Origin of the sequence: Brevibacillus borstelensis, assembly GCF_037834415.1 — a bacterium.
GTDB classification, from domain to species: domain Bacteria; phylum Bacillota; class Bacilli; order Brevibacillales; family Brevibacillaceae; genus Brevibacillus; species Brevibacillus borstelensis_A.
The window spans coordinates 86,081-102,021 of sequence record NZ_JAUMSJ010000004.1 but is presented as its reverse complement, the minus strand read 5'-3'; the positions used below and the strand labels follow the sequence as shown (position 1 = coordinate 102,021).

Sequence of the window (15,941 nt, the reverse complement as noted above, 5' to 3'; positions counted from 1 at the left end):
TTGACATGCAACGGGTTCTTGTGTACCGCCGCAAGTTTCTCCCGAAAAGCGAAACCTTTATCTATGAACAATTGATCGGACACAGGCGGGTACAGACAGCTGTATTGACTCGGCAAAAGCATTTTAATCGGAAACAGTTTCCCTTCTCGCCCGTATATGTTCGCAAGCGGTTCAATGGACTTGCAGGCTGGCTGAAAAAAAAGAAGTTCGGCTGCTTGCACGCCCGGTTCGGTCCGGCTGGAGTGGAGCTTCTCCCTTATGCTCGCAAGGCAAAACTGCCGCTGATCACCTCCTTTCACGGCTTCGATGCGACGAAGCGCGTCAGGGAAAGCAGCTCCTACCGCAGGAAGTTAAAAAAGTTGTTTCGCAAAGGAACGGCATTTACCGTTGTCAGCAACCACATGAAAAAGCGGCTTGTTCGGCTCGGTTGTCCGAAACACAAAATCACGTTGATTCGCTCCGGCATCGACCTCAATAAATTCCCGATGCAGCCGCAGCATCCGGTCAGGAATGGAGCCTTTCGCCTGTTGAGTGTTGGCCGTCTGACAGAAAAAAAGGGCATGGATACGCTGATCAAAGCGTTTTCCCGTGTACTGCGCCAATTTCCGAACGCTACGCTGACGATTGTCGGCGACGGCGAAGAGAAGCAGAAGCTGCGGCGGATGATTAAAAAGCGTCGTTTGGGAGAAAGTGTCAAGCTTCGCGGAGCGCTGACCCACCGGGATGTCCAGCGGGAACTGGCAATCTGTCACCTCTTTGTGATTGCGTGCAAGACAGCGAGAAACGGCAATCAGGAGGGAATTCCCAACGTCCTGATGGAAGCAATGGCAACCGGACGCCCGGTTATTTCAACCTATCACGCAGGTATTCCCGAATTGGTAGAGCATGAGGTCACGGGTTATCTGGTGCCGGAAAAGTCTCCGGGCCGACTGGCGAACATGATCGAACACGTACTGAAGAGGATGGAAGATTGGCCGACGGTCGCAGCGAGAGCCAGAGCCAAGGTGGAAAACAATCACGATATTCAAAAACAGCGCGTGCGGCTGGAAGATTTGTACGTAGACGTGCTGAATAGACGATGAGGTGAAGGAATGAATGTAGCCGTAATGGGAACGGGTTATGTCGGGTTAAACACGGCTGTTTCCCTTGCCTTGCACGGTCATCAGGTCGTTGGTATTGACGTGGACGAGGAAAAAGTGAAGCAACTAAAGCAAAGAATCTGTCCCATCTACGAGCCGGGGCTTGAAGAGGCCATGCGTTCCATGATGGATCAGGGATTTCTTCGTTTTGACCATACGTTGAACGGAGAAGCCAAGGACGCGGAAATTTTGTTTATTTGCGTGGGGACGCCGGAAGCGGAAGACGGTTCGGCAAATCTTGCCTACCTGTTTGCTGCGGTAGAAGAAGTGCGGGAGGCGTACAAAAGAAAACCGTCGAAACGAGGAGTCGTGATCAAAAGCACGGTGCCGGTGGGGACAGGAGATCGCGTGGCCGGGCTTCTCGGAGACTGCAAGGAGCTTCACGTCATATCCAATCCGGAGTTTTTGCGTGAAGGAAGCGCCCTGCAGGATGCGTTGAACCCGTCGCGCATCGTCATCGGAGCAGAGTCGCCCGAGGCTTTTTCCTTGCTGGATGAACTTTACAAGGGCTTTGCGGCTCCGGTAGTAAAGACGACCCGCCAAACTGCCGAACTGATCAAATACGCGTCCAACGCGTTTCTGGCGACGAGAATCTCTTTCATGAACGAACTGGCGCGTCTCAGCACCGTATTGGGCACAAACATACAGACGGTCGCCCGCGGAATGGGGCTGGATAGCCGGATCGGTCCTGAATTTTTACGAGCCGGGCTCGGTTATGGCGGATCATGCTTTCCGAAAGACACCATTGCTCTCCTGCATGTCGGCAAACAGCATGGAGTGGCATTGAATATCCTCGAACAGGTCAGAGAAGTGAATCGCACGCAGCCGGCATGGTGCGTTCAGCTTATTTCCGAGCGGTTGTCGGGCTTGCGAGGAAAGCGAGTAGCCGTTCTGGGCCTTGCTTTCAAGCCGGATACGGACGACATACGCGAATCGAGGTCACTGGCTGTTTTGCACCAGCTACTGCAAGAGGGGGCCATTGTGTCGGCGTATGACCCGATCTCCACGGAGACTGTGAAAAAGTTGTATCCGCAGGTCGAATATGCACGCGACATCTACGATGCGTTGACGGATGCAGACGCGGCACTGCTCGCTACCGAATGGAAGGAATGCGTGAACCTCGACTGGCAAAAAGCAAAAGCTGCAATGGCACAGCCTGTGCTGTTTGACGGCAGAAACGCCTGGTCGTCGGATCTCGTCAAGCAATACGGTTTTTCCTATCAGGGAGTAGGCAGAAGCTGACTTTTCCTCCATGGAAAGTCGGCTTCTTGCTCGTATATTGATTTGAACCCGGTGAAAGAATACGCTACGATACGTATATGGATTGTTTTCCCACCGAAACGAATGCGAGGAGTGAGTGATCTTGAATAAAACCAAAACGTTGCCAAAGCGTAGTGATGTGCCTGCGGAATACAAATGGCGTTTAGAAGATATGTACGCAAGCGACAGCGATTGGGAAAAGGATGTGCAAACCGTAAAACAGCTGTCCGAGGAGATTGCTGCGAAAAAAGGCAAGCTGGTTCAGTCGGAAGAGCTGCTGCTGGAGACGCTGCGTTTGCAGGATGAGCTGCTGAAGACGCTTGACCAGGTGTACGTCTACGCCCGGATGCGCCGCGACGAAGACAACGCAAACAGCACCTACCAGGCACTCACGGATCGGGCGACGACACTCAGCACACAAGTTTATGGCTCCATTTCATACATACAGCCGGAGATATTGGGCATTCCGCAAGAAGAGCTGGAAAAATGGCTGAAAGAAGTTGCAGGTCTTGCGCATTACCGGATTCTTCTGGAGGAAATCACCCGCTTCAAACCGCACACGCTCTCAGCGGAGGAAGAGGCGATCCTGGCCAATGTAAGCGAGCTGGCTTCCGCGCCTTCCAAAATTTTTGGCATGCTGAACAATGCGGACATCAAATTCCCGATGATTACGGACGAAAACGGGGAAGAGGTCGAGCTGACCAAAGGCCGCTATGTCCATTTTATGGAAAGCAAGGACCGCCGCGTTCGCCGCGAAGCATTTGAGGCTCTCTATGCCACCTACGGAAAGCATCGCAATACAATCGCCGCCTCTCTCACATCCGCAGTCAAGGCTGACGTGTTTTACGCCCGCACGCGCAAGTACCCGTCGGCAATCTACTCCGCCCTGTTTGCGGACAACGTCGATCTGTCCGTCTACGACAATCTGATTGCTACGATTCGCGAGCATCTCCCGCTCATGCATCGCTACATCGCGCTGAGAAAGAAAATGCTGGCCGTCGATGAGCTGCACATGTACGATCTGTATGTCCCGATCGTCCCTGAAGTGGACATGAAAATACCGTACGACCAGGCCGTAGAGACGATCAAGACAGCGTTGAAGCCGCTTGGCGACGAGTACGGCAGCGTGCTGGCCGAAGGCTTTTCAAACGGCTGGATCGACGTCTACGAGAACGAAGGAAAGACGAGCGGCGCATACTCCTGGGGGGCGTACACATCTCACCCTTACGTCCTGATGAACTACCAGGACAATGTCAACAACATGTTCACGCTGGCCCACGAAATGGGGCATGCCCTGCACAGCTACTATTCCCATAAGGAACAGCCGTACACCTATGCGGACTACAAGATTTTTGTCGCAGAAGTGGCTTCCACGCTGAATGAAGCCTTGCTCATGGATCATCTCCTGGAAACGACGACCGACAAGCAGCAGCGGATGTATTTGCTCAACTACTACCTGGAGCAGTTCCGCGGGACTGTGTTCCGTCAGACGATGTTTGCCGAATTTGAAAAGCTCGTCCATGCCAAGACAGAACAGGAAGAACCGCTCACCGCAGACAGCTTGAGCGACATGTACAGAGAGCTGAATGTCGCTTACCACGGCCCGGAGATGGTTGTAGACAAAGAAATCGATCTGGAGTGGGCGAGAATCCCGCACTTCTATCGCAATTTCTATGTTTACAAGTATGCTACGGGGTTCTCGGCAGCGACTTCCCTCGCCAAGCAAATTCTCGAGGAGGGACAGCCAGCCGTGGAGCGCTATCTGCAATTCCTCAAGAGCGGAAGCTCCGACTATCCGCTGGAATTGTTGAAGAAAGCCGGCGTGGACATGGCTTCTCCAGAACCGATTCGTGAAGCGTTGGCGGTGTTCGCGGACAGACTGGCGGAGATGGAAAAGCTGATCGGGCAGGCATAAAACGCTATTTGCAATCGAACCGTATAGACACGAAAAAGCCAGGGAATTTCAATTTCGCCCTGGTTTTTTTATTTCGAAACACGAAGTGACACAGATTTGACACATTTTTGGATCATTGAGGTAATTATTCAAGGATCTATTCCGTAATGACTAGAGGAAAGAAGGAGAATGGGGCCATCCGTCTCAAGGCGGAGACGAAGTTCCATCCGCTGGCTGTTTTGAAAAGGATGGAAAAACTGGCACAATACCTTTGGAAATGATTGTTACGATATGGAGGAATTTTCGTGAAGAAACGCGCATCCATTCTACTGGCCCTCGTTGTTCTAACGACAGCCGGGTGCGGGCCGGGAGCTTCCGAGCCGGCAGCACAGCAAGAGACAAAAGCAAAAGTGGTGGAAGTATTCACAGTAAACAAGTCAGGCGATCCCGTGCTGTTGACGACGACGGGGCTGGTGGAGGCCAAACGGGAAGCGATCCTGCAATTTGGCACTTCCGGGACGGTTTCTTCGCTGTCTGTGGCAAAGGGGAGCAAGGTATCGCAAGGACAGCTGCTGGCCAGCCTCGATACACGCTATTACCAGAAGGAAGTGGAAGCCGCAGCAGGCCAGGTGGAAGAGGCAACAGCCCGCAAGGTGAAAACACTGAAAGGTGCATCTGAAGAATCCATTCAGAAACACCGGCTGCAAGTCCAAAGCTCCCAACAGGATTTTGACAAGGCTAACCAGGATGTCGTCCTCGGAGAAAAGCTGTTTGCGGGAGGAGCGATTTCCCAAAGCGAGCTTGACGATCGCCGACGGCAAAAAGACCAGGCACAGATCCAACTGGAGAACGACAAGCTTGCTTTGGAAGAGCTTCTGCGCGGCGCACTGCCGGAGGACGTGACTGTCGCCAATGCCTCCATCAAACAGGCTGCAGGGCAAGTGGAGCGGGCGAAGAAGACGCTGAACGAGACGAAAATTGTCGCGCCTTTCGCGGGTATGGTGGTGGATGTCTCCAAGCAGGTCGGCGAGCTGGCGTCCCCGGGCGATCAGGTGATTCAAATCGTAGACTTGTCTGATGTGAAAGTCACGCTCGATGTCACCAACGACGTCATCGGACAGTATCAGGAACAAGCGAAGGTCCAGGTCGTGGGCGAGGACGGCAAGAAGAGCGAGGGCACGATCAGCTTCGTATCGCCAGTCGTCGATAAACAGACGGGAAAATACCGTGTCGAGGTAACTGTTCCCAATCCGCAGGGCCAATGGAAGGGCGGAATGGTAGCAACGGTTGAGCTGCCCCGCAACCTGAACGGCTTTCTCGTACCGCTTGAAAGCGTCGGTGTCGCTCAATCCGAAAATTACGTAATGGCTGTTGAAGATGGCTTGACTGTCAAGCGGCCGGTCAAAACGGGGCAGATGGTAGGGGATCAAATCGAGGTGCTCTCGGGTATCAAGGAAGGCGATCAGCTTTTGCGCTCCGGCATCACGTTTTATGTTGAGGGGCAAAAAGTGGAGGCGAAAGGGGAATAGGCATGGAAAAGATCATTCTCTTTTTGCTGAAACGCCGGCTGATTGTCTATCTGTTCACCTTTCTCATCACCATTGCCGGTCTCGGCGCGCTGCTTAGCTTTAACATTGAGCTCGTGCCAAAAACCAATTTGCCGCAGATCTCCGTCCAGATTTCCGGCGGCTCGCTGCCTCCTGAAGAAATGGAGGAAAAGATCACCAAGAAAGTCGAGCAGGAAATCAAGTCAATGGCAGGCATTAAAGAGTACTCCTCGACGACCGGCACGGGCTCCGTCAGAATCAGAGTCACCGCCGAGGAAGGAGAAGGAGAACGCGTCAAGCAGGACGTTCAGAACGCCGTTAACAGGCTGCGCAATAATTTTCCCAAAAGCATCGATACAGTCAATGTGGTGCAAGACAACTTAGGTGACGAGATGCTGATTGAATACGCCATGGTCGGAGCAGAGCCAAAGGCGATGCTCAGTTTGGCAAAAACGTCTATCAAAGACCGGATCGAAGATGTTCCCGGTGTAAAGGAAGTAGAAATATCCGACCGAAGCTTTGAGAACAAGATTTCGATTACGCTGCGACCGGAGCGCCTGGCTGCCTATCATGCTACTCCGTCGGGGGTGATCGAGCAGCTCCAGGCGACAAACTGGAAGCAAGCGGTGGGAACTCTCGAAAATACCGGGTTTGATACGGTCGTGATGATCGACAACTCGTACGCGACAGCCCAGGAATTGAGCCAGCTTGCGATCGATACTCCCAAAGGAACGGTTACGCTCGATCAATTGGCGACAATTGATGACATGCGGGGAAAAGTCAAAGACTCCGTTGCCTTGACTGATGGACAGGTATTCGTAAGCCTCAGCGTCAAACGTTCAGCGGGCAGCGACTTGATTTCCACGCAGGCAAAAGTGGAAGAGGTCGTCAAACAGATCAACGCCGAGGCGAACGGGAAATATCAATTGAAGGTGATGATCGAGGCCGTCTCCTATATCGACCACGCCGTCTCCAACTTGAGCCGCGACGTCATCATCGGCGGCGCACTCGCGATTTTGATCTTGCTCGTATTTCTGCGCAATTGGCGGGTGACATTGGTGATCGCCACCACCTTGCCCTTGTCGGCGATGATGACATTTATCGCGATGAAGGCGGGCGGCTACAACATCGACATGATCAGCCTGCTGTCCCTCAGCCTGTCAGTAGGCTTAATCGTAGACGCCGCGATCGTGGTTCTGGAATCGATTTATCAGTTTCGGGAAAAAGGGGAGCCGATTACCCAGGCGATTGTAAAAGGGACCCGCGAGGTTATGACTCCCGTGTTTACCTCCCAGCTTACGATAATTGTGGTCTTTCTGCCGCTCGTGCTGGCGGATTTTGAAAGCTGGCTGAAGCCGATTTTGGGTGCGATCGCGTTTACGGTCACGGCCGCGATCACAGCTTCGACATTGGCCGCGTTTTTCTTCGTTCCCGTCTTCTCCGACCGGTTTCTGAAGAACGACAAAAAGGTCTCTTTGGAAGGAGATGGAGAAGGCAAAGAGCACTTCATTGTCAAAGCGTTTACCAATCTGTTAAAAAAAGCGCTGCGTCATCGAATCATGACGATTATGCTTGCGGTGTCTCTTTTCGTCGGCTCCTTTTTCCTTATGCCGTTTATGAAGATGGGCCAAGGCATTAACGCGAATGAAAATATGGTGTTTGCTACGATCACCATGCCGACAGGCTCGACGCTGGAGAATACCCAGCGGGCCGCTCTAGATGCCGAAAATTCGCTTCGCGAGCTGCCGGACATAAAGGATGTCTTCTTTTTCGCCGGAAAAGAACAGGCAGAGCTGTTCTTGATGCTGAAGGGAAAAAAAGAGAGGCAGCATGGGAAAGACGAGCTGACTCTGGAGCTTAATCAGCGTCTTCAAGCGATTCCGGGAATCGAGCGCATCACCACCTCGTTTGGCAGCCAAGGAGGAGATGCCCCGGTACAGCTCGATATTACCGGCGAAGATATGGAGAAGATGCGTCAAATCGCCGGCGAAGTGGAAGGGATGCTTGCCACAATACCAGGCCTCTCCAATATCCGCAATGACTTTAAGGAAGGCAAAGAAAAAGTCACCCTGCTTCCGAAGCAGGAGGCGTTGGCTCGCATGCAGGTCGATCACCGCTCGCTTCTGCAGCAGATCAGCATGTTGATCGGAGACCAGCAGGTGACGACAATTACGACAGATGGCATTGAAGTAAATGTCGTGGCAAAAATGCCGGAGGGCTGGCTAAAGCATCCGGAGCAGCTCCATCAAATCATGATTACGTCCAAAACAGGCGCCCAGGTGCCTTTGGGCGATCTGGTAGAATGGCGGTACAGCAAATCTCCAGTCACCATCACCCATGAAAAGGGCGAACGGATCGTCACTGTCTCCGCAGAGCTTTTGGGCAGCGACCTGGGTACAGTTGGCCGGCTCGTCAACGAAAAGCTCCCGCAGCTTGCCGTTCCTGCTGGGTATCAAGTGGAGATTGCCGGTAAACTCAAGGAACAAAGCTCTACGATGACCCAGGGTATCTTCGTCTTCCTCGGTGTTGTCGCGTTGATTTACGTGATCATGGTTGCCCAGTTCGGCCGCATGTCTCAACCGTTAATCATTATGTTGACCATTCCAATGGCTTTAGTAGGTGTGGTGCTTGGGTTCGTCTTGACCCAGCGCATCTTTGGCGAGATGGCGATGATCGGCATGATCATGCTGGTCGGTATCGTGGTTTCCAACGCCATCCTGCTCATTGACCGGATCAACCTGCTTCGCGACCGGGGAATGGAATTGGGCGAAGCGATTGTTCAAGGGACAAAAGACAGGGTGCGTCCAGTCATCATGACCAAGCTGACAGCGATTTTAGGAATGCTGCCCATGGGGCTTGCTGTCGCAGAGGGCTCCGATCTGGAGGCTCCGCTCGCCACGGCGGTTATTTCCGGGTTGGTCTTTCATACGATCGTGACACTTGTGCTGGTACCGGTGCTCTATTCCCTGTTTGAAAACGCAAAAGCGCGGCGACTGGCACGCAAACAGACCCGTGAAGCGAAGCGGCTGGCCAAACGCCTGGCAAAGGCGGAGATTCAGCCGTCAGACATGTAAGTTTTCTTGATCAACAAAAGAAGCGGGGAGAAATCCTTCGCTTCTTTTGCTATCTGGATGTACAGTTCCCTCCCTTCGCGTACTAGGATTTTGTCAGATATTTCTGTAGAATAAGGAAAGAAAAAGGCAGCATGCCAATTGAAGCTGGAAGGGGAGAGAGTAGATGGATTTGCATTTGAAAGGAAAAACAGCCATCGTGTTGGCTTCTACGAAAGGCTTGGGCAAAGCCACGGCGCTGTGTTTTGCCGCGGAAGGCGCCAATGTCACTGTCTGCGGACGGGACGAAGCGGCGCTGTCTGCTGCAAAAGAAGAAATTCGAAAGGCAACCGGAATAGAAGCGCTGGCGATCGCGGCAGATGTAACCAAGCCCGAAGATATCAAGCGCTTGGTAGACGAGACAGTGGCTCGCTTTGGAACGGTGGACATATTGATCAACAACGCAGGCGGACCTGTCTCCGGAACGTTTGATCAAGTGAGCGATGAGCATTGGCAAGCGGCCTTTGAATTGAACCTGCTCAGCTTTGTTCGCGCCATCAGAGCCGTTTTGCCGCATATGCGCCGGCAGCAATTCGGAAGGATCGTCAATTTCGCCTCATCCTCGTTTAAACAGCCGTTGGAGAATTTGATTTTGTCCAACACATTCCGTACAGGTGTCCTTGGGTTGTCCAAAAGCTTGGCCGCCGAGCTCGGGCCGGACGGCATTCTCATCAATACGATCGGCCCTGGTCGAATTGCCACCGATCGGGTCGCTTCCCTGGATAAGCTGCGAGCGGAGTCGCTGCAAATCGACGTGGAAGACGTAAAAAAGAGCATGGAAGCGATGATTCCGCTGGGCCGCTACGGCGAACCGGATGAATTCGCGCGGATGGCCGCGTTCCTCGCTTCCCCCGCCAACAGCTATGTGACCGGACAGGCGTTCCTCGTCGATGGGGGCTTGGTAAAAGCGATTTGACAGGCATTTCGTTTGGGGAATCATGAAAGAGGAGGATCCTGATGAGCAAAGAGAGCTCTTTTGATATTGTTTCCAAAGTAGATCTGACAGAAGTGACGAATGCGATCAATATCGCGGTGAAGGAAATCGAAACGCGTTTCGATTTTAAAGGAAGCAAAAGCAGAATCAGCTTGGAGAAAGAAGAGATCGTCCTACTCTCTGACGACGAGTTCAAGCTCGGCCAAGTCAAGGATATTCTCATCGGTAAGCTGGTGAAGCGAAGTGTACCGGTGAAAAATCTTCAGTACGGAAAAATGGAACCGGCTGCAGGGGGGACGGTTCGCCAGCGTGTCAGGCTTGTGCAGGGCATCGATAAGGACAATGCCAAGAAAATCGCGACCATTATCAAAGAAACGGGCGTAAAGGTCAAGTCCCAGATTCAGGATGACCAGGTCCGCGTCATCGGAAAAAGCAAGGACGAGCTTCAACTGGTGATCGCCGCGATTCGGAAAGCCGATCTGCCGATTGAGGTGCAATTTATTAATTACCGCTAAAAGTTTCGCTTCTATCTCTCTTTCTTTCTGCGTATGCATGTACTAATTGGTGGTGACAAGCATTTGCGAAAGGGAGAGTAGAATATGAAGGTCGTTATCGTCAGTTTGCGAAACCTGATTTTGGGCGGCATTGTATTTTTGATCGTACTGGTTGCCGGCATTGTACTGTTGGTGAAGGACCCGCTGAATGTTTCGGACTCCTACAGGCTGCAAGATCCTGGTGTCCCTGCTTCCGTCATGCCCATGACTCAGCCTGCAGGAACAGAAAAGCCATCGCTCAATCTGGATATCCAGGTAGAGGGCAACACAGCGGAAGTCTCGCTCCTGACGCAAAACTTCCAATTTGTGAATGATAAAGGGGAGCTGGAGCCGCAGGCAGTCTATGGTCAAGGTCATGCTCACCTCTATCTGAACGGAGAAGCCAAGGGAATGATTTATGAGCCGGAATTCATTCTGAAAAAGCTCCCCAAAGGAAAGCACGAGCTGCGGGTTGAGCTGAATTACAGCAATCACTTGCCTTACAAGATCGAAGCCGTAAAAACAATCGAGGTCAAATGAGGGAGCGTTCCGCCAGGGGACGCTTTTCTTTTTGCGCCTGAGAAGGAATAAGCTGAGAGGAGAGCGAATCAAATGAAAAATGATACAGAATAGTCAGAAATAAAGAATGGGGGGCTACGAATGCTGCGTTCCATCACGATTGGCGACCTGTTGGACGAAACGGCAGGACGGTTTCCGCAAAAGGATGCCGTTGTGTACCGAGAGAGGGGGATCCGATACTCCTACGCCCAGTTTCAGGATATTTGCAACCAGGCGGCCAGAGGTTTTCTCTCTCTCGGGATCAACAAAGGGGAGAACATTGCGATTTGGGCGACCAATGTGCCGGAATGGGTCATCTCTCAATTTGCTACGGCGAAAATAGGCGGTGTCCTGGTAACGGTAAACACCAGCTATCGGGTGCATGAGCTGGAATATCTGCTGCACCAATCGGAGGCCACCACCCTGCTGTTGATCGACTCATACCACGATGCCAGCTATTTGGAAATGATCAAGGAAATATGTCCGGAGCTGGAGAGTTGCAAGCCGGGGCAACTGCAGTCGGAACGCCTGCCCCATCTTCGAAACGTCATCTATTTGGGTGAGGAGCGCCAGCCAGGCATGTTTCTGTGGAGCGACATCCTCCGTCTCGGAGCCGAAGCCTCTGACGAGGAAAGGGCATTCCGCCAGCAGTCGCTCCATCCTGATGACGTGGTCAATATGCAGTATACCTCGGGAACAACAGGTTTTCCGAAGGGCGTCATGCTGTCTCACGTGAATATTGTCAACAATGCGATCAAGGTGGCGGAATGCCAGCGATTGGATGAAACAGATCGGATCTGCATTCCTGTGCCTTTTTTCCATTGCTTCGGATGCGTGATGGGAACGCTTGCCAGCGTAGCGACAGGGGGGACGATGGTTCCGGTGATCTCGTTTGATCCGGAAATCGTGCTCGATGTCGTGGAGCAGGAGCGGTGCACGGCGCTGTACGGGGTTCCTACGATGTTCATTGCCGAGCTGAATCATCCCTCTTTTTCCGGGCGTGACTTGAGCTCGCTGCGAACAGGCATTATGGCAGGCTCGCCATGTCCGATCGAAGTGATGAAAAATGTGGTGGAAAAAATGGGGATCCGCGAAATTACCATTGCCTATGGACAGACCGAGTCATCGCCGGTCATTACGCAGACGAGGCCGGATGATTCAATAGAGCGGCGCGTTACGACGGTGGGGCGTGCCCATGATGAAGTAGAGGTCAAAATCATTGACCCGCTCACGGGAGAGACTGTGCCGCCTGGCGTGCAGGGAGAGCTTTGCACGAGGGGCTATCTGGTCATGAAGGGGTATTACAACATGCCCGAGTATACCGCAAAAGCGATAGACCACGAAGGCTGGCTGCATACAGGAGATTTGGCGACCGTGGATGAAGACGGATACTACCGGATCACTGGCAGATTGAAGGATATGATTATCCGCGGGGGTGAAAACATTTATCCACGGGAAATCGAGGAGTTTCTGTATACGAATCCGAAGGTGCTGGATGTGCAGGTCGTCGGGGTACCGGATGCCAAGTACGGAGAGCAGGTGCTAGCCTGCATCAAGGTGAAGCCGGGAGAGGAATTGACAGAGGAAGAGCTTCTCGCCTATTGCGAGGGGAAAATTGCCCGTTTCAAGGTCCCGCGCTATATCCAGTTTGTGTCGGAATACCCGATGACGGCGTCAGGCAAAATTCAGAAGTATAAGCTGCGCGAGCAGGCGATTTCCGCATTCGGCCTGGAAGCGGAGAACGGGATCGAGACAGCCTGACGGGGGAGGGGGAGCGACTTTACTTTCTCGCGAGACTCTTCTATGATGATGATGGTAAAAAAACAGCGAAGGCAAGGAGCATCCCCTGCCTTCGCGCTGTTTTTTGTGCGATTATGCGCGCTTTTTCGCTTCGTAAGCGGCAATCTTGTCTTCGTATTGAAGCGTGATGCCGATATCGTCAAGGCCGTTCAGCAAGCAGTAACGGCGATAGGAGTCCACCTCGAATGGATAGGAGAGACCGTCGCTATCCTTGATCACTTGCTCTTGCAGGTCAATTGTCAGCTCGTAGTTGTCTTTGCTTTGTACACGCGAGAACAGTTCTTGCACTTGTTCTTCACTCAGTTTGATCGGCAAAATGCCGTTTTTGAAGCAGTTGTTGTAGAAAATATCGGCGAACGACGGCGCGATGACAACGCGGAAGCCGTAGTCGAGCAAGGCCCAAGGAGCATGCTCCCGGGAAGAGCCGCAGCCGAAGTTGTTCCGGGCCAAAAGCACAGTAGAGTTTGCGTATCTCGGTTGATTGAGTACAAAGGAGTCAATGGTTTGGCCGTCAGCAGTAAAGCGCCATTCGTAGAAGAGGAATTGGCCAAAGCCGGTACGTTCGATGCGTTTCAGAAATTGTTTCGGGATGATCGCATCTGTGTCTACGTTCACGCGATCCAACGGTGCTACCAGTCCTGTTTGGATGACAAAAGGGTTCATTGGAATACCTCCTTGTTCACGCCTTCACGCTTCCATTCGCGTACGTCTACGAAGTGGCCGGCAATAGCCGCAGCGGCAGCCATTTCCGGACTGACCAGGTGGGTGCGTCCGCCGCGTCCCTGACGCCCCTCGAAGTTGCGGTTGGAGGTGGAAGCGCAGCGCTCGCCTTCTTGCAAAATGTCCGGGTTCATCGCGAGGCACATCGAGCAGCCGGACTCCCGCCATTCAAAGCCGGCTTCCTGAAAAATCAGGTGAAGGCCTTCTTGCTCGGCCGCTTGCTTGACGGCCTGGGAGCCGGGGACTACCATCGCGTGCACGTGCGAAGAGACTTTGCGGCCTTTCGCCACTTCAGCGGCACGGCGCAGGTCTTCAATCCGGCCATTCGTACAGGAACCGATAAAGACGCGGTCGATCTTGATTTCACTCATCGGCGTTCCCGGAACAAGGCCCATGTAGGAGAGGGCGTCCTGAGCAGCCTTGCGCTGCGCGGCCGTTTCAAAAGAGTCAGGATGCGGCACGGTGCTGGTGATGTCCGTACCCATTCCCGGGCTGGTTCCCCAAGTGACCTGCGGGGCGATCTGGCTCGCATCGATTTCCACGCAGTGGTCGTAAGCCGCTCCCGGATCTGTGCAGAGCTGTTTCCACTCTTCGACTGCAGCCAGGAAATCTTCTCCCTGCGGTACATGGCGCTTGCCTTTCAGATAGGCAAAAGTGGTTTCGTCAGGAGCGATCAGACCGGCGCGGGCACCAGCCTCAATCGACATGTTGCATACAGTCATGCGCTCTTCCATGGTCAGCTTGCGGATGGCGTCTCCGGTATATTCGATGACGTATCCGGTAGCGAAGTCTGTGCCGTATTTTGCGATGATGGCCAAAATTAAGTCTTTTGCGCTCACCCCAAAAGGCAGGTCGCCTACTATGCGGACTTCAAGCGTCTTCGGTTTGGACTGCTGCAAGCATTGCGTCGCCAGCACGTGCTCTACTTCGCTTGTCCCAATCCCGAAGGCAAGCGCACCGAATGCACCGTGTGTGGACGTATGGCTATCGCCGCAGACAATTGTTTTTCCCGGATGCGTCAGGCCAAGCTCTGGGCCGATGACGTGGACGATACCTTGATCCGGGCTGTTCAGGTCGGCAAGCGTAATGCCGAATTCTTTACAGTTTGCGGTCAGCGTTTCCATTTGCTGGCGGGAGATCGGATCTTTGACATTGAAGCGGTCCGCTGTCGGGACGTTGTGGTCCATCGTGGCGAATGTCAGGTCAGGGCGGCGGATTTTGCGTCCGGCCAGTCGGAGACCTTCGAACGCCTGGGGCGAAGTGACTTCGTGCACGAGGTGCAAATCGATGTACAGAAGACTTGGTTTGCCGGCTTCTTCATAGATCACATGAGAATCCCAGATTTTCTCAAACATAGTGCGAGGTTTCATAAAGGGTAATCCTCCTTCGTTCAAAACTCTTATCAAGGTTGTATCATGGCAATAGAAATAGTTCAAAGATATAATTATTATGAGATGGATAGTTTTTGCCTATTGGGAGGTTCTCATGGAGTTACGACAGATACGTTACGTGCTCGCGGTAGCGGAAGAGCGGAGCTTTTCCCGCGCTGCCAGCCGTTTGCATTTGGCACAGCCATCGCTTAGCCAACAGATCGCCAAATTGGAAAAAATACTGGGAGTCCCCCTATTTCACCGCCTGCCCCAGTACGTGGAGCTGACCGACGCTGGCCAGCGGTTTGTGCAGGTCGCCCAAACGCTGGTCGATCTGGCGGAAGGCTTGGAGAGGGAAATGCGCTCCTATGCGGTAGGGGAAAGCGGGAAGCTGTTGGTCGGGAGCCTGCCGATCACGGGAGCGTATGTACTGCCGAGGGTCATTCCCGATTTTGCCCGCCAGTTTCCCGGCGTCGAGCTGCAGCTGATCGAAGACACCTCCAGCCATCTCGAGCATTTGCTGGTGCGCGGAAAAATAGATATCAGCCTGCTAACCATGCCGATCTCGGATCCTACACTGGAAACGATTCCGGCGATTCACGAAGAGATTTTTCTCGCTGTGCCGCCGCAGCATCCGATCGCCAAGCAAAAGGAAGTGGACTTGGCCGAGCTTGCGGGGCAGCCGTTTATCCTGTTGAAAGAAGGCCAAGGCTTTCGCACGATATCGCTGAGGCTCTGCGAAGAGGCGGGATTCCGGCCGCGCATTGTATTTGAAAGCAGCAATATCCAGACTGTACAGTCGCTTGTCGCAGCCGGAATGGGATTCTCGTTTGCGCCGAGGATGATCTCGCTTGCTCCCGGAACGACAGAGCATCCTGTTTACGTGCGGATGGCGAGAAGGCCGTTTCGCACCCTCGTCGTCGCGTACCGCAAGGACAGACCGCTATCGCGACCGGCGGAGGCCTTTGTGAAATGCCTGGTCGAACAAAAGAACAATTTTTAACCGCCATTTCACTGTTCGAGAAAACAGACAAACATGTTTACCTGTGCTACACTATAGCCAAATGAAACCAGAG

Annotated in this window: 12 protein-coding genes; 10 read left to right on the top strand and 2 right to left on the bottom strand. The window is 53.1% G+C overall.

What is annotated here, in order from left to right; genetic code table 11:
- Positions 1–5: 5 nt before the first annotated feature.
- The 9 genes from Q3F21_RS05875 to Q3F21_RS05835 all read left to right on the top strand — a co-directional run bounded on the left by Q3F21_RS05875 (position 6) and on the right by Q3F21_RS05835 (position 12,736).
- Positions 6–1,082: a glycosyltransferase gene (locus Q3F21_RS05875; protein WP_340250534.1), complete on the top strand. Its 1,077-nt coding sequence runs from the start codon at positions 6–8 to the stop codon at positions 1,080–1,082.
- 9 nt (positions 1,083–1,091) lie between these two features.
- Positions 1,092–2,381 (top strand): UDP-glucose dehydrogenase family protein, encoded by a 1,290-nt coding sequence (locus Q3F21_RS05870; protein ID WP_340250533.1) that lies wholly within the window; start codon positions 1,092–1,094, stop codon positions 2,379–2,381.
- A gap of 121 nt (positions 2,382–2,502) precedes the next feature.
- Complete coding sequence (gene pepF / locus Q3F21_RS05865) at positions 2,503–4,314, top strand: oligoendopeptidase F (protein ID WP_340250532.1); 1,812 nt, start codon at positions 2,503–2,505, stop codon at positions 4,312–4,314.
- A 284-nt stretch (positions 4,315–4,598) separates the two neighbouring features.
- Entirely contained in the window at positions 4,599–5,822 is a 1,224-nt protein-coding gene (locus tag Q3F21_RS05860; RefSeq protein ID WP_340250531.1) for an efflux RND transporter periplasmic adaptor subunit, read from the top strand.
- 2 nt (positions 5,823–5,824) lie between these two features.
- The gene (locus Q3F21_RS05855; protein ID WP_340250530.1) at positions 5,825–8,914 is read left to right on the top strand and encodes an efflux RND transporter permease subunit; all 3,090 of its coding nucleotides are present in this window, start codon (positions 5,825–5,827) and stop codon (positions 8,912–8,914) included.
- A gap of 163 nt (positions 8,915–9,077) precedes the next feature.
- On the top strand, positions 9,078–9,866 hold the full coding sequence (locus tag Q3F21_RS05850; RefSeq protein ID WP_340250529.1) for an SDR family oxidoreductase: 789 nt from the start codon (positions 9,078–9,080) through the stop codon (positions 9,864–9,866).
- Between the two features lie 41 nt (positions 9,867–9,907).
- On the top strand, positions 9,908–10,399 hold the full coding sequence (locus Q3F21_RS05845) for a YajQ family cyclic di-GMP-binding protein (protein ID WP_340250528.1): 492 nt from the start codon (positions 9,908–9,910) through the stop codon (positions 10,397–10,399).
- An 84-nt stretch (positions 10,400–10,483) separates the two neighbouring features.
- Positions 10,484–10,957, top strand: coding sequence for a hypothetical protein (locus Q3F21_RS05840; protein WP_340250527.1), 474 nt, complete (start codon positions 10,484–10,486; stop codon positions 10,955–10,957).
- A gap of 99 nt (positions 10,958–11,056) precedes the next feature.
- Entirely contained in the window at positions 11,057–12,736 is a 1,680-nt protein-coding gene (locus Q3F21_RS05835; protein ID WP_340250718.1) for a fatty acid CoA ligase family protein, read from the top strand.
- Positions 12,737–12,847: 111 nt separating this feature from the next.
- Here Q3F21_RS05835 and leuD read toward each other — a convergent pair whose 3' ends face one another.
- Positions 12,848–13,438, bottom strand: coding sequence for a 3-isopropylmalate dehydratase small subunit (gene leuD / locus Q3F21_RS05830; protein WP_340250526.1), 591 nt, complete (start codon positions 13,436–13,438; stop codon positions 12,848–12,850).
- Complete coding sequence (gene leuC / locus Q3F21_RS05825; RefSeq protein ID WP_340250525.1) at positions 13,435–14,865, bottom strand: 3-isopropylmalate dehydratase large subunit; 1,431 nt, start codon at positions 14,863–14,865, stop codon at positions 13,435–13,437. The genes leuD and leuC overlap by 4 nt, the downstream gene beginning before the upstream one ends.
- Positions 14,866–14,980: 115 nt before the next feature.
- Here leuC and Q3F21_RS05820 point away from each other — a divergent pair, with 115 nt between their 5' ends.
- A complete protein-coding gene (locus Q3F21_RS05820; RefSeq protein ID WP_340250524.1) occupies positions 14,981–15,868 on the top strand; it encodes a LysR family transcriptional regulator in 888 nt (295 codons plus the stop codon).
- Positions 15,869–15,941: the final 73 nt, after the last annotated feature.